Source organism: Streptomyces mesophilus (assembly GCF_040300965.1).
Classification (GTDB): Bacteria; Actinomycetota; Actinomycetes; order Streptomycetales; family Streptomycetaceae; genus Streptomyces; species Streptomyces mesophilus_A.
Window position 1 is genome coordinate 1 of sequence record NZ_JBEPEW010000179.1, and the last position, 14,673, is coordinate 14,673.

At 70.8% G+C, this 14,673-nt stretch carries 13 protein-coding genes; 8 read left to right on the forward strand and 5 right to left on the reverse strand.

Annotated elements, in window-relative coordinates; genetic code table 11:
• A partial coding sequence (locus ABT367_RS36560) for a ferrochelatase (RefSeq protein WP_352257626.1) occupies nt 1-1,080 on the reverse strand: 1,080 nt, incomplete at its 3' end.
• A 136-nt stretch (nt 1,081-1,216) separates the two neighbouring features.
• Between ABT367_RS36560 and ABT367_RS36565 the strand changes: the two genes are divergently transcribed.
• Together ABT367_RS36565 and ABT367_RS36570 are read left to right on the forward strand one after the other, a co-directional pair.
• A complete protein-coding gene (locus ABT367_RS36565; RefSeq protein ID WP_352257628.1) occupies nt 1,217-2,494 on the forward strand; it encodes an MFS transporter in 1,278 nt (425 codons plus the stop codon).
• The gene (locus ABT367_RS36570; RefSeq protein ID WP_352257630.1) at nt 2,418-3,773 is read left to right on the forward strand and encodes a D-arabinono-1,4-lactone oxidase; all 1,356 of its coding nucleotides are present in this window, start codon (nt 2,418-2,420) and stop codon (nt 3,771-3,773) included. The genes ABT367_RS36565 and ABT367_RS36570 overlap by 77 nt, the downstream gene beginning before the upstream one ends.
• Nucleotides 3,774-3,785: 12 nt before the next feature.
• On the opposite strand, the gene ABT367_RS36575 is transcribed toward ABT367_RS36570, so the two are convergent.
• Nucleotides 3,786-5,051 carry a hypothetical protein gene (locus ABT367_RS36575; protein WP_352257632.1) on the reverse strand — a complete coding sequence of 422 codons (1,266 nt, stop codon included), beginning with the start codon at nt 5,049-5,051 and terminating at the stop codon, nt 3,786-3,788.
• Between the two features lie 484 nt (nt 5,052-5,535).
• Here ABT367_RS36575 and sepH point away from each other — a divergent pair, with 484 nt between their 5' ends.
• Nucleotides 5,536-6,633, forward strand: coding sequence for a septation protein SepH (gene sepH, locus ABT367_RS36580; RefSeq protein WP_352257634.1), 1,098 nt, complete (start codon nt 5,536-5,538; stop codon nt 6,631-6,633).
• 91 nt (nt 6,634-6,724) lie between these two features.
• Here sepH and ABT367_RS36585 read toward each other — a convergent pair whose 3' ends face one another.
• Complete coding sequence (locus tag ABT367_RS36585) at nt 6,725-7,573, reverse strand: sulfurtransferase (RefSeq protein ID WP_352257636.1); 849 nt, start codon at nt 7,571-7,573, stop codon at nt 6,725-6,727.
• A 125-nt stretch (nt 7,574-7,698) separates the two neighbouring features.
• Between ABT367_RS36585 and ABT367_RS36590 the strand changes: the two genes are divergently transcribed.
• Both ABT367_RS36590 and ABT367_RS36595 read left to right on the forward strand, forming a co-directional pair.
• The gene (locus tag ABT367_RS36590; protein WP_352257638.1) at nt 7,699-8,475 is read left to right on the forward strand and encodes a VOC family protein; all 777 of its coding nucleotides are present in this window, start codon (nt 7,699-7,701) and stop codon (nt 8,473-8,475) included.
• A 150-nt stretch (nt 8,476-8,625) separates the two neighbouring features.
• Nucleotides 8,626-10,641: a kelch motif-containing protein gene (locus tag ABT367_RS36595; protein WP_352257640.1), complete on the forward strand. Its 2,016-nt coding sequence runs from the start codon at nt 8,626-8,628 to the stop codon at nt 10,639-10,641.
• On the opposite strand, the gene ABT367_RS36600 is transcribed toward ABT367_RS36595, so the two are convergent.
• Nucleotides 10,634-11,155 (reverse strand): MarR family winged helix-turn-helix transcriptional regulator, encoded by a 522-nt coding sequence (locus ABT367_RS36600; RefSeq protein ID WP_352257642.1) that lies wholly within the window; start codon nt 11,153-11,155, stop codon nt 10,634-10,636. The two genes, ABT367_RS36595 and ABT367_RS36600, sit on opposite strands and share 8 nt — an antisense overlap.
• 341 nt (nt 11,156-11,496) lie before the next feature.
• Here ABT367_RS36600 and ABT367_RS36605 point away from each other — a divergent pair, with 341 nt between their 5' ends.
• Complete coding sequence (locus ABT367_RS36605; protein ID WP_352257644.1) at nt 11,497-11,949, forward strand: nuclear transport factor 2 family protein; 453 nt, start codon at nt 11,497-11,499, stop codon at nt 11,947-11,949.
• Nucleotides 11,950-12,051: 102 nt separating this feature from the next.
• A complete protein-coding gene (locus ABT367_RS36610) occupies nt 12,052-12,993 on the forward strand; it encodes an SDR family NAD(P)-dependent oxidoreductase (protein ID WP_352257646.1) in 942 nt (313 codons plus the stop codon).
• 88 nt (nt 12,994-13,081) lie between these two features.
• Here the strand turns inward: ABT367_RS36610 and ABT367_RS36615 are convergent, their stop codons facing one another.
• Nucleotides 13,082-13,537: a carboxymuconolactone decarboxylase family protein gene (locus tag ABT367_RS36615; RefSeq protein WP_352257648.1), complete on the reverse strand. Its 456-nt coding sequence runs from the start codon at nt 13,535-13,537 to the stop codon at nt 13,082-13,084.
• Nucleotides 13,538-13,733: 196 nt separating this feature from the next.
• On the opposite strand from ABT367_RS36615, the gene ABT367_RS36620 reads away from it, so the two are divergent.
• The coding region (locus tag ABT367_RS36620) for a helix-turn-helix domain-containing protein (RefSeq protein WP_352257650.1) at nt 13,734-14,673 on the forward strand (940 nt) is incomplete at its 3' end.

Genomic DNA, 14,673 nt, shown 5'->3' on the forward strand with positions numbered 1-14,673 from the left:
GGCCGGGCAGCAGCCGACCGGGCACAGGTCGTGGCTCGCACCCAGGGCGCCGAGGGCGCAGGGCGTGACGCTCTCGCCGCGCTCGGCGCCGGCCCGCTCCAGGAGCAGATCGCGTACGGCGGCCGCGAAGCGGGGGTCGGCGCCCACGGTGGCCGAGCGGGCCACCGGCAGTCCGAGCTCGGCGGCCTTGGCGGTGGCCTCGGTGTCGAGGTCGTAGAGGACCTCCATGTGGTCCGAGACGAAACCGATCGGCACCATCACGACCGCGGGCACGCCGGCGGCGTGCCGCTCCTCCAGGTGATCGCAGATGTCGGGCTCGAGCCACGGGATGTGCGGGGCGCCGGAACGAGACTGGTAGACCAGCTGCCACGGGCGGTCCACGCCCGTTTCCTCCCGTACGGCATCGGCGATCAGACGTGCGACGTCGAGGTGCTCGCGTACGTACGCGCCTCCGTCGCCGTGTCCCTCGACGGGGCCCGAGGTGTCGGCCGCGGCGTCGGGGATGGAGTGCGTGGTGAACGCCAGGTGGGCGCTCTCCCGTACGTCCTCGGGGAGCTCGGCGAGGGAGTTCAGGACGCCGTCGATCATGGGCCGGACGAAGCCGGGGTGGTTGAAGTACTGCCGCAGCTTGTCGATCTTCGGCAGCGGCAGGCCCTCGGCATCGAGCGCCGCGAGCGCGTCGGCGAGGTTCTCGCGGTACTGGCGGCAGCCCGAGTACGAGGTGTACGCGCTGGTGGTCAGGACCAGGATGCGGCGGTGGCCGTCGGTGACCATCTCGCGCAGGACGTCGGTCAGGTACGGGGCCCAGTTGCGGTTGCCCCAGTAGACCGGGAGGTCGAGGCCGTGCTCGGCGAAGTCCTTGCGCAGGGCGTCGAGGAGCGCGCGGTTCTGGTCGTTGATCGGGCTCTTGCCGCCGAAGAGGAAGTAGTGCTGCCCCACTTCCTTGAGCCGCTCCTTGGGGATGCCGCGGCCGCGGGTCACGTTCTCCAGGAACGGGACCACGTCGTCGGGGCCTTCGGGCCCGCCGAAGGAGAGCAGCAGGAGGGCGTCGTACGGAGTGGGGTCGGGCGCGTGGGACATGGTCCCGATCCTAGGTCGTCGGTCGGGCAGGGCGGCCGGGCCCTTGGCCCCGTGTGTTCCCGCAATGGGCGCGCGCCCGGCCACACCTCGGACGTAAGCTGTATTGGCCCATCTCACGCCTTACCGGAGCGTCACCTTGCCCAGCCCCTACCGCGAGATATTCACGCCGCCCGGAACCCTGTCGTTCTCGGCGGCGGGACTGATCGGGCGGCTGCCGCTGGCCATGATGGGCATCGGCGTCGTGACGATGATCTCCGAGCTCACCGGGCGTTACGGGCTCGCCGGCGCCCTCTCCGCGACCCTCGCCCTGTCCGCGGCCGTGATCGGCCCGCAGATCTCCCGGCTCGTGGACCGGTACGGGCAGGCGCGCGTCCTGCGCCCGGCCACGTTCGTCTCACTCGCCGCGGTCACCGCCCTGCTGCTCGCCGCCAAGTTCGAGGCGCCGGACTGGACGCTGTTCCTGTGCGCTGCGCTCGTCGGATTCGTGCCGAGTCTCGGGTCGATGATCAGGTCCCGCTGGGCCGAGGTGTACCGCCTCGACCGGCGCCGGCTGCACACCGCGTACTCCTTCGAATCCGTCGTCGACGAGATCTGCTTCATCTTCGGGCCGATCATCTCGATCGGTCTGTCCACGGTCTGGTTCCCCGAGGCGGGCCCGCTGCTCGCCGGTGTGTTCCTCGCGATCGGCACCTTCTGGCTGACGGCACAGCACGCCACCGAACCCGTCCCCCACCCCCGCGAGGACCACACGGGCGGAAGCGCCTTGCGCTCGCCGGGACTTCAGGTCCTGATGGCGACCTTCGTCGCGACCGGCGCGGTGTTCGGCTCCGTCGACGTCGTCACCGTCGCGTTCGCCGAGCACGAGGGCGCCAAGGAGGCGGCCAGCCTGGTGCTCGCGGTGTACGCGGCCGGGTCCTGTCTCGCCGGCGTGGTCTTCGGACTCGTGCACTTCAAGGGCCCGGCCGCCAAGCGGTGGCTCCTGGGCGTGTGTGCGATGGGCGTGAGTATGATCCCCCTCCTACTGGTCGGGAACTTGCTGTTCTTGGCCGTGGCGCTGTTTGTCGCGGGCCTGTCCATCGCACCGACGATGATCACCACGATGGCCCTCGTCGAGCAGCATGTACCCCGGGCGAAGCTGACCGAAGGCATGACGTGGACCTCCACGGGTCTCGCGGTCGGCATCGCGCTCGGTTCGTCGGCGGCCGGCTGGGTCATCGACGCGGCCGGCGCGGACCGGGCGTATGTGGTGCCGGCCATCGCCGGCGGCGTCGCGGTCCTGATCGGGTTCCTCGGCTACCGCCGGCTGACCAGGCCGGTTCCGCTGCGGGGAGGACCTGATGGGTACGACGGGATCGACGACGGGACCGACGGGGGCACCGAACGGCCCGAAGGCGTACGGGACAACGTGGCGTAACTGGGCCGGCAACGTCACCGCCCGGCCCGCGCAGGAGATCACCCCCGCCTCGGTCGAGGAGCTCGCCGCCGCCGTACGTCAGGCGGCCGAGGACGGCCGCCGGGTCAAGCCGGTCGGCACCGGCCACTCCTTCACGTCCACCGCCGCCACCGACGGTCTCCTGATACGGCCCGATCTGCTCACCGGGATACGGCACCTCGACCGTGAGGCCGGCACGGTGACCGTCGAGGCGGGCACCCCGCTCAAGCGCCTGAACCTGGCGCTCGCCCGCGAGGGACTCTCGCTCACCAACATGGGCGACATCATGGAGCAGACGGTCGCGGGCGCCACCAGCACCGGCACCCACGGCACCGGCCGCGACTCGGCCTCGATCTCCGCGCAGATCCAGGCCCTCGAGATCGTCACGGCGGACGGTTCAGTCCTAAGCTGCTCGCCGAAGGAGAATCCCGAGGTCTTCGCCGCGGCCCGGCTCGGGCTCGGTGCGCTCGGTGTGATCAGCGCGATCACGTTCGCCGTGGAGCCGGAGTTCCTGCTCACCGCGCGCGAGGAGCCGATGACCTTCGACCGGGTCACGGCCGAGTTCGATCAACTGCACGCCGAGAACGAGCACTTCGAGTTCTACTGGTTCCCGCACACCGGCAACTGCAACACCAAGCGCAACAACCGCAGCGCGGGTCCCGAGCAGCCGGTGGGCAGGGTGAGCGGCTTCTTCGAGGACGAGCTGCTCTCCAACGGCCTGTTCCAGGTGGTCAATTCACTGGGCCGCGCGGTGCCGGGAACCATCCCCGCGATCGCGAAGATCTCCAGCAAGGCGCTCTCCGCCCGCACGTACACCGACATTCCCTACAAGGTCTTCACGTCTCCACGCCGCGTGCGCTTCGTGGAGATGGAGTACGCCCTGCCGCGCGAGGCTCTCGTCGAAGCACTGCGTGAACTGCGGGCCATGGTCGACCGCTCGAACCTGCGGATCAGCTTCCCGGTCGAGGTGCGCACCGCGCCCGCCGACGACATCACGCTCTCGACGGCCTCCGGCCGCGAGAGCGCGTACATCGCGGTGCACATGTACAAGGGCACGCCCTACCAGGCGTATTTCACCGCCGCCGAGCGGATCTTCACCGCGCACGGCGGCCGGCCGCACTGGGGCAAGGTGCACACCCGGGACGCCGAGTACTTCGCGTCGGTGTACCCGCGCTTCGGCGAGTTCACCGAGCTGCGCGACCGGCTCGACCCGGACCGGGTGTTCGGCAACGACTATCTGCGCCGGGTCCTGGGCGACTGAGGCCTTCGGCGGCTACTCGCCCGTCTCGCCCTGCTGATGCTCCGGTGTCGGGGCCCCGGTGGGGTCGTCGGGCGTCGGCGTGGGCGTGGGGGTCGGGGTGGGCGTAGGAGTCGGGGTCGGCGTAGGTGTGGGAGTCGGCGTGGGCGTCTTGCCGCCCGGGTCGTCCGAGGAGTCACCGGGGTCGGGCGTCGGGGTGCCGTGACCCTCCTGCCCGCCGGTCCCGGTGGACGGGCTGGTGACGGACGAGGGGGTGTGGGAGGGAGTGTCGTCCCCGGCCCCGCCACCACCACCGCCACCTCCGGTGAACACGCCGCGCAGCGTCGAGCCGTTGCCGGTCCCGGCCAGGTTCTCGCCGGCCACCGCCTCGTACACGGTGATCCCGCCCATCGTCACCCCGAAGACGACGACGGCGGCGAGCACCGGCCGCTTCCAGCTGCGGATGCGCTTGCCTTGCACGGGCGAGACGGCGTACGAGTCGAAGGCCGGCGGAGCGGCAAGGGTCTCGCCATGGGGACCGACCACCGTTCCGAGGAACTGAGTCGGCCGGTCGGCCCGGTCCGCGCTGCCGAGGGAGCCCAGGACCATGGTGCGGTCCGCTGCCGGAAGGGCCTGGGTGGCGTCGGCGGGGTCCACGGCACCGAGTGCCTGGGTGGCGTCCGCGGGGTCCGCCGACCCGAGCGCCCTTGTGCCGTCCGCGGGTCCCACAGTGCCGAGCACCTGCGTGGCGTCGGCGGCATGCGTGGTGCCCAACACCCTTGTGACCTCGGAGGACTTGAGCAGCTGCGTCTTGTCGGCGGCGGTGGAGGAGGCGGCCGGTGACGACGCCGGCTCCGCGAGACCGTCGAGCGGAATCGGCGGCACGTCCACCACGCCGGGGCGCCAAGTGGTCATCATCGCCTGGGCGTTCGGGGTGTTCGGGGCCGCCGGGGCGACGGGCGGCTGCGCGCCGGAAACCGGCTCGGTCTCGGCGCGGAACGTCTCCGGTACCGGACGGCCGTCCCCCGCCACCGGTATCTGCCGGGCGCGCACCGGCTTCGCCTTCACCGCCGCTTCGCGCACCTGCTCGCCGGTGCGCTTGAAGAAGTGCTGGAACACCGGGCCGCCGCAGGTGGCCACGATGCTCATCACGCCGGCGCCGAGGATCGTGCCGTACACCCCGAAACTGGACGCCAACTTCGCGGCAAGCACGGCCGCGAGCGCACCGCCCGCGACCTGGGGCACATTGACGTCAATGCGCTTCTTCTTGTCCTCTGCTCCGGTTTCCGACTGCTGAGCCATCCCCGTCCCTTGATCGCCGACTCGCCTGACTGCTACCAAGAAGGGACTTTTGGGCGAAGCGGATAGTTCCGTTTCGGGAGTTTCTGTGAAGCAGCACACCCCTGTAAGCAGGGGATATGGATGCGGCAGGGGTCAACTCCCTTGCCCAGGGACAACTTCGGCGGCGCGCCGGTCCACCCAGGTGGCCCGAATGGAGTACTGTTGCGAGCCCTGGGTTCGGACTCCCGCCTGGGTACCCAGGGGCCCGTGAGGGACCTTCGGGAGGGGGATCGCTGCACAGGGTGACCGTGGGTGACCGATCTGCCCGACTTCGGTCACTTTGCGTGGTGAATAGGTAACCGTGCCATAACGGCGATCAAGGACCCATGCCCGACACGCCGGGCAACTCGGCAAGGTTGTGGCAGGCTGCACCCGGGCAGGCCACACTCGACTAGCGGAAGCAGCGACGCACGTGACGTCGGCAGGCACCACCCGGGAGGTCCCCATGCCCGAACTGCGTGTCGTGGCCGTCTCCAATGACGGCACACGGCTGGTGCTGAAGGCTGCGGACTCAACGGAGTACACCCTTCCGATCGACGAACGCCTGCGCGCCGCTGTGCGCGGCGACCGGCCACGGCTCGGCCAGATCGAGATCGAAGTCGAGTCGAATATGCGCCCGCGCGACATCCAGGCGCGTATACGAGCAGGTGCGACCGCGGAAGAGGTCGCCCAGCTCGCCGGCATTCCGGTCGATCGCGTACGTCGCTTCGAAGGCCCCGTGCTCGCGGAGCGCGCCTTCATGGCCGAGCGTGCCCGGAAGACTCCTGTCCGCCGCCCCGGTGAGAACGCAGGTCCTCAGCTCGGCGAGGCGGTGCAGGAGCGGCTGCTCCTGCGCGGCGTCGACAAGGAAACCGTCCAGTGGGACTCGTGGCGTCGTGACGACGGCACGTGGGAGGTCCTGCTCGTCTACCGGGTCGCGGCCGAACCGCACTCGGCGAGCTGGACCTACGATCCGCCGCGGCGTCTGGTGGCGGCCGTCGACGACGAGGCGCGCTCGCTGATCGGCGAGTCCGACGACATCGCGGCGCCCGAGCCCAGCTTCCCGTTCGTGCCGCGGATCGCCCGCCTTCCGCGCGACCGGCCGCTGGACCGTGCGCTCGACCGACAGCTGGACCGGCCCGAGCGGCCCGAGCGGCAGATTCCGGCGCCGACGCCGGAGCCCGTCGAGGAGTCCACCACCTCGGAGCGCGACTCGCTCACCAGCCTCCTGGAGGCGGTGCCGAGTTTCCGCGGCGATCTGGTGGTGCCCGAGCGTCCCGCGCCGGCCGCTTCGGCCTCCGCGCCGGCGGCGCCCGCGGAGCGGACGGTCGAGGAGCCGGTCGCCCCGGAGCCCGAGCTCGAGGAGCCGCCGGCGCCCGCGGCTTCGGCGGGGTCCGCGTATGCGGATGTGCTGATGCCTCGGTCGGTGGCCGGTCATCGTGACCGTCTGGTCGGCACCACGGACCGGCAGGCCGAGGCGGACGGTGTCCGGCCGGGTCGCCGTGCGGCGGTGCCGAGTTGGGACGAGATCGTGTTCGGTACGCGGCGGAAGAAGAAGGACTGAGCGTCGCTGTGACGTGAGGGCCCGCACCGTTTCGGTGCGGGCCCTCACGTATGGACTACGGGTTCGGTCCCGTGGACACCGGGCGCGTGGACTACGGGTTCGGTCCCGTGGCCACCGGGCGCGACTCGTCCGACGACCACTCCGACCACGAACCCACGTACAGCTCCGCCTCGATGCCCGCGACGGCGAGGGCGAGGACCTCGTGGGCGCCCGAGACGCCCGAGCCGCAGTAGACGCCGACGCGGGGGGCCTCTTCGCTGCCGAGGGTGCGGAAGCGGGCCGCAAGATCGGCGGCCGGCAGGAAGCGGCCGTCGGCGCCCACGTTCTCGGTGGTGGGCGCCGAGACCGCGCCCGGGATGTGGCCGCCGACGCGGTCGATGGGCTCGACCTCGCCGCGATAGCGCTCGCCCGCGCGGGCGTCGAGGAGGAGGCCTTCGCGCGCGAGGGCCGCGGCGCCGTCGGCGTCGAGGAGCAGCACGGCGCCCGGGCGCGGGACGAAGTCCCCCGGCTCGACCGAGGGGGTCTCGGTGGAGAGTTCGCCGTCCCATGCCGCGAGGCCGCCGTCGAGGACGCGTACCGACGGGTGGCCGGCCCAGCGGAGGAGCCACCAGGCGCGGGCCGCGGCCCAGCTCTGGCCGCCGTCGTAGACGACGACGGGGCGGTCCTGCCGTACGCCTGCCGCGCGCATCGCCTCGGCGAACACCTCGAGGTCGGGCAGCGGGTGGCGGCCGCCGGTGCCCGCAGGACCGGCGAGCGCGGTGTCGAGGTCGACGTAGACGGCGCCGGGGATGTGCCCGGCCGCGTAGGCGGCGCGGCCGTCGAAGGAGGGCTCGCCCGCGGTCTTGGCCAGCGTGAGCTGCCAGCGGACATCGAGAAGTACCGGCGGGTACTGCCCCTTCGACTCGCTCGCAAGTTCGGCAGCGGAGATGATGGCATTCATGGGCACATCCTTGCGCAAAGCCTGTTCGCGCCGGGGAGGGGCCATTACCGTGCACCGCCGGGAAGGGTGAGCGGGAGCGAAACGGGCATGCTGCTCACGACATGCGCCCCGAGGAGAGAGTGACGATGACCGAGTCAGCAGCTCGGCGCGCGCCCGGCACGCCCTGCTGGGTGAGCTTGATGGTGCACGGCCTGGCCGGTACGCAGAAGTTCTACGGTGCACTCTTCGGCTGGGAGTTCCGGCCGGGGCCGCAGCAGCTCGGACCGTATGTGCGGGCGCTTCTCGACGGCCATGAGGTGGCCGGTATCGGCGTGCTGCCGCACGACCGGCATCTGCCCATCGCCTGGACCCCCTATATCGCCTCGGACGACGTGGACGCCACCGCCGACACCATCCGCCACTGCGGCGGCACGGTCGGCGTGGGGCCGCTGGACGCCGACCGCGCGGGCCGGCTGCTGATGGCCTCGGACCCGGCCGGCGCCGTGTTCGGGGTGTGGCAGGCGGCGGAGCACGGCGGCATCGGCGGGGCGGGGCTGCCCGGCACCCCCGTATGGAACGAGCTGGTGACGCGGGACACCGCCTCGGTCGCGAAGTTCTACCAGGCGGTCTTCGGATTCGGCGAAGAGCCCGTCGTCTCCGCGGACTTCGACTATCTGACGCTCTCCGTGGAGGGCCGCGCGGTGGCCGGGATCCACGGCGTGGGCCATGGGCTGCCGCGTGACCGCGGGGCGCACTGGACGACCTTCTTCGAGGTCGAGGACGTGGACGAGACGGTGCGGCGGGTCGGCGAGCTCGGCGGCCATGTGCTGCGCGGCCCGCACGACAGCGGGCACGGCAGGATGGCCACCGTGGCGGATCCGGAAGGTGCGGCCTTCAACATCGTACGGAGCGCTGCCGAGTAGCTCCGTGTACGCGGGCTTCCACCTCTGTCGTCGGGCTTCACCCTGCCCGCGCGCCCGGGGCGCGCGCATCCTTGCACTGGCCTAAAGTCGCATTCCGTACCAAAACGTACGAATGACCACGCCAGGCCGTACGAATGCAGGAGTCAGCGCATGCCGGAGCCGAAGCGTCACCGCCTGAGCCGGCGGACGTCCAAGATCCTGCTCGGCACGGGCGCCGTGGTGGTGCTCGCGGCGGCCAACGCGCCCGCCGTCTACGACTTCGCCTCGACCCAGTACCACGCGTACGAGATCGACAAGGCCGAGTACAAGGCCGAGCGCGGGCAGTGGAGCCTGGTGGACGTGCCCGAGGAGTACCGGATCAACACGATCCATGCGGCGCTGCTTCACACGGGCAAGGTGCTGCTCGTGGCCGGGTCGGGCAACGACGCCAAGCAGTTCGACGCGAAGACCTTCCGTACGGTGCTGTGGGATCCGAAGGAGAACACCTTCGAGAACATCCCCACGCCCGCCGACCTGTTCTGCGCCGGACACACCCAACTCCCGGACGGCAGACTGCTCGTGGCAGGCGGCACACAGCGGTACGAGACCCTCGAAGGCGATGTCGAGAAGGCCGGCGGCCTGATGATCGTCTACAACGAGAACCCGGACGAGCCGAAGACGCTGCCCAAGGGGACCCGGTTCACCGGACGTGAGAACGGCAGGACCTTCGAGTCGCACGCGAGCGTCATCGTGCCGCGCGCGAAGAAGAAGACCGACCCGCAGACCGGGAAGGCCGAGGTCACCGCGTCCAGTGCGCGCGTGTACGTCGAGGCGCTCGAGAAGGGGCCGCGGCATCAGACCGGCACGCAGGACCAGTACCGCGTCTCCGGGCTCGAAGGCGACGAGAAGCAGAACATCTACGGCATCGCGCAGAAGCTGTCGTTCGACAAGAAGGACTTCCAAGGGATCAAGGACACCTTCGAGTTCGACCCGGTGGCCGAGCGGTACGTCCAGGTCGATCCGATGCACGAGGCGCGCTGGTATCCGACGCTGACGACGCTGGAGGACGGGAAGGTCCTGTCGGTGTCCGGGCTCGACGACATCGGGCAGGTGGTGCCGGGCAAGAACGAGATCTATGACCCCCGTACGAGGAAGTGGGAGTTCCTGCCGAAGGCGCGGTTCTTCCCCACGTATCCCGCGCTCTTCCTCGCCTCCGACGGCCGGATCTTCTACACCGGTTCCAATGCCGGTTACGGGCCCGACGACCAGGGGCGCGAACCGGGGATCTGGGATCTGGACAGCAACAAGTTCACCAAGGTGCCCGGGATCAGCGACCCGGACATCCTGGAGACCTCGATGTCGGTACTGCTTCCGCCCGCGCAGGAGCAGCGGTACATGGTGCTCGGAGGCGGCGGGGTCGGCGAGTCGCCCAAGTCGACGGACCGGACGCGCCTTGTGGATCTGCGCGAGGACGAACCCCGCTTCCGTGACGGGCCGCGGCTGTACGACAAGGCCCGTTATCCCAGCAGCGTGATCCTGCCCGACGACACGGTCCTGACGACCAACGGGTCGGGTGACTACCGCGGGAAGTCCGACAGCAATGTGCTCAAGGCGGCGATCTACGATCCCGAGACGGACAAGTTCACGGCCGCCGCCGATCCGCTCGTGGGCCGCAACTACCACTCGGGCGGACTGCTGTTGCCGGACGGCCGGGTGATGACCTTCGGCTCCGACTCGCTCTTCTCCGACAAGGCCAACTCCAAGAAGGCGAAGTTCGACCAGACCTTGGAGATCTACACCCCGCCGTATCTGCACCAGGGCGGTGCGCGTCCGGTGCTGCGGGATCCGGAGGGCGGGCGGCGGACGGTGAAGCTCGGCTCCACGGTGTCGTACGACAGTGACGACCCGAAGGCGATCAGCAAGGTGCGACTGATCCGGCCGGGCTCCTTCACGCATGTGACCAACGTCGAACAGCGGTCGATCGCGCTGGACTTCGACCGCACCGAGAAGGGCGTGGAGGTCACGCTGCCGCAGAATCCGGCGCTCGTGCCGCCCGGCTGGTACATGCTGAGCGCCGTCGACGACCGTGGGGTGCCGTCCGAGGCGGTGTGGGTGCATGTGCCGGTGGCGGCGGACGCGCCGACGCAGGAGACGACGGACGAGGATCCGGAGCCGGCGCTCAAGTAGCCGGGATCTGCGGGCAGTCGGACCAGCCCAGGGGGTATGCGTCCGCGGCCGAGGGGGCCAGGGGTTCGCCGCCCGCCAGCGTGAACGCGGTCAACGCCTCGACCAGGGCTGTCCGTTGGGCAGGCGCGAGCCGTCCGACGATCTCGGCGATCTCGCCCTGACGCCGCGCGGTGACCTCCTCGACGAGGCGGGCGCCTTCGGAGGTGAGCCGCAGGACCGTCTCACGGCGGTTGGCGGGGTTGATCTGCCGGTCCGCGAAACCGGCCGCGATCAGCCGGTCCATCATCCGCATCGCGGTCGAGGGGCTGACGCCGAGACCGTCGGCGAGCGCGACGAGCTTTGAGGCGCCCTGCGCGGAGAGCACCACGAGCAGCCGGAACTGCGGAAGCGTCACCCGGTCCTCGTACGCGGCGAGCGAGCGCGCCGACACGGCGACCAGGAGCCTGGACGCGGTCAGCACGGCTCGGGTGACGGCGTCCACGCCGGGCAGGTGGGGGTGCGCGGGGGCGGGCATGGGTCTGTTGTACCGCGTGGGGGCGGATACGGCGGTGAGCGTAGATATGGCGTTATTGATCGATTTGGCACAAATGAGGGCAGGCCTTTACCGTTGTTGACGCACCAGGAGATCGCCGTCGGATGACGGTTGATCCTGATGTACGGCCCTCCCGGTCAAGATCGTCAGGAGTGGACGGCAAGAGAAAGTAGTACCAGCGTCGGCTGCCTGCCCAGGCCGCCCCTCAGGACGCGAAGGGCATACCCAGATGATCGTTCCTGGGTTCCCTGGTGCTACTCACAGCTCGAATCACACTCCAGCTCCGTCACCCGGGAACCCGATCCCAGAGACGGAGTTTTTCCATGTCCGAGCAGACCCAGTCCCTGAGCCAGACCCCCAGCCGGCCCGAGACCCAGGCCCAGGCCCAGGCCCAGGCCGAGCGCAACAAGCAGATCGTCGTGGACTACTACCGGACGGCCTTCGGCGGCAATCCGCAGAAGGCGATCGCGGACCACTTCGGCCCGGTCTACGTCCAGCACAACCCGGACGCGGCGGACGGCCCGGAGGCCTTCACCGGCTTCGTGACGTGGCTGCGCGGCGAGTACCCGGACCTGAAGCTCGACATCAAGCGCGTCATCGCCGAGGGCGACATGGTCGTCACGCACTCCCACCTCGACCTGGAGCCGGGCAACCCGCAGAACCCGGGCCGCGCCCTCGCGGACTACTTCCGTCTGGAGAACGGCAAGGTCGTGGAGCACTGGGACGTGATCCAGGACGTCCCGCTGAACGCCTCCAACGGCAACGGGATGTTCTGAGCCGGTTACCGGCGGGCGCTGTCGGCCGCGTATAGGCGGTATGTCGGCGAGGGCTGCGACGGTGGGCTCACGTTCATCTGTCGCAGCCCCGAGGAGTACGTCATGTCCGCGCCCCGCACCTGGAACGTGCGCCGTCTCCCCTCCGCCGCCGGCCGCACGTTCCTGGTCACCGGGGCGAACGCCGGGATCGGCTACTTCGTGGCCGAGCAGCTCGCCGCGGCCGGTGCCACCGTGCTCCTCGCCGCCCGCAGCGCCGCGAGGGCCGAGACGGCGATGGCCTCCATCCGGTCCCGGACCCCGGACGCCCGGCCGCGCCACGTACTCCTGGATCTGTCCGATCCGGCGTCCGTGAAGGCCGTGGCGGACCGTCTGGACGCCGACCGGCTCGACGCGCTGATCCACAACGCGGGGATCGCGCTGGACGAACCGACGCGTCATCTCGACGCGTACGGCCGTGAGTTGATGTTCGCCACGAACCACCTCGGCCACTTCGCCCTCACCCAGTGGCTGGCCCCGCTGCTCGCCGCCGCGCCGGCCGGGCGGGTGGTCACGGTGGGGAGCTTCGCGGCCCGTTCGGAGCGGCTCGACCTCGACGATCTGCAGTCGGTTCAGGACTACGACGCCAAGCGCTCCTACGGCCGCTCGAAGCTTGCGCAGATGTCTTTCGGGTTCGAACTCGACCGCCGGCTGCGGGCGCTCGACAGCGGTGTCCTCAGCGTGGTCGCCCACCCCGGCGGCGCGCTCGACTCGCTGACCCCGCCGCGTGCCGGGCTGCACAAGGTCGGCCGTGGTGCGCGGGTGGTCGCCCTGCCGGCGCGGGCCGTGCTGCAGGGCAAGGAGGCCGGTGCCTGGCCGATCGTGCGTGCCGCCCTCGACCCCGAGGTGCGGGGCGGCGAGCTGTGGGGTCCACGGGGGTTCGGGCTGCGCGGTCTCCCCCGGCGTGAGCCGGTCCCCGCCCATATGGCCGACCCGGAGACGGCGACCCGGTTGTGGGCGGCGAGTTGCGAGCTGACGGGGACGGATCCGCACCTCGGGTTCTGCTGAGTGCATGCAGTTCCCATGAGGCCGTACAACGAGCGGGACCGGCGCCTCCGCTCGCGCGGAGGTACCGGTCCGAGGGTGCCGTGTGTGCTCAGCCCCAGGCTCCCGCGATCTGGCGGGTCGTGGCGTTGAGGCGGTTGAAGAGGTTCGTCACGCCGATCATCAGGATGATCGCGGCCAGCTGCTTCTCGTCGAAGTACGAGGCGGCCGCGTCCCACACCTCGTCGCTCACCGGGTCGGAACGGTCCGCGAGCCGGGTCGCCGCCTCGGCGAGGGCGAGGGCCGCGCGCTCCTCGTCGGAGAAGTAGGGGGCCTCGCGCCAGGCCACGACCGTGGCGAGCTGCTCGTCGCTGACGCCGGACTTGCGGGCGGTCTTGGTGCCGCCGTCGACGCAGGCGCTGCAACCGTTGATCTGGCTGGCCCGCAGGTGGACGAGTTCGAGGATCTTTCCGTCGACTCCGCCGGAGTGCACGGCCTTGAAGAGGCCCTGGATGGACTGCATGGCGTCGGGGAGAACGGCGGCGGGGTTCTGCATACGGGACTGCATCTCTGGTTCCTCCTTGAGGGCCGGGCTTCCGGCCTGTCCGTTCGCCCCGTTCCGCCGGGGCGATGACTCCATAACAGCCCCGGTGGGGGTGGTGCGGCGATGGCCGTGGGACACCGTGGGACAGGCGGAACGCCCCTGGACAGCGGCGATCGGGGGAGGAAAACTTCGCCGGGGGCGGGACAGGGAGGGGTGGGCCATGGGGCCGCAGGAGCCGAGGACCGATCCGAGGGACGAACTGGCCGCACGGCTACGGGGGTTGCAGGAGGTCTCCGGTCACGGGGTGCGGGCGCTGGCGCGCGAGGTCGGGCTCAGCTCGTCGTCGCTGTCGCGGTATCTCGGCGGTCAGACGGTGCCGCCGTGGCCTTCGGTGCTCGCGCTGTGCAAGTTCGTACGCCGCGATCCGCGCCCGCTGCGCCCGCTGTGGGAGCGGGCCTCGAGCCCGCTGCCGGCGCCGCCGCGCAGCAGCCGGCAGGTGTCTCCCCCGGCGCCGCCCCCGGACGCTCCGCGTCCACCGCGCAACGATCTGCCGCGTGACGTACCCGACTTCACCGGCCGTGACGGCCAGCTCGCCGCCGTGCTCGACGCGGTGGACAGCAGCAGGGTCGTCGCCGTCGACGGCATGGCGGGGGTCGGCAAGACCTGTCTCGCCGTCCATGCGGCGCACCGCCTCGCGGACACCTATCCGGACGCCCAGCTCTACCTCGACCTGCACGGGTTCACCGACGGACGTGAACCCCTGGGCGCGGACCCCGCGTTGCGGGCGCTGCTCGCCGCGCTCGACGTGCCGTCCGAGCGCATCCCTCAGCAGGGCGGGATAGAACCGCTCGCCGCGGTGTGGCGCGCCGAACTGGCCCACCGGCGGGCCGTGATCGTCCTCGACAACGCCGCCGACGCCGAGCAGGTGCGGCCGCTGCTGCCGGGCGCCGGATCATCGGTGGCCCTGATCACCAGCCGTAATCGGCTGCTCGGTCTCGACGAGGTGCCGCCGGTCTCCCTCGACGTCCTCACGCCTGAGGAGAGCGCCGAGCTCCTGACCCGGGCCAGCGGCGACGGGGGCGGGCCGGAGAGCCGGCTCGGGCGCGATCCGGACGCGACGGCCGAAGTCCTGCGCCTGTGCGGCCAGTTGCCGCTCGCGC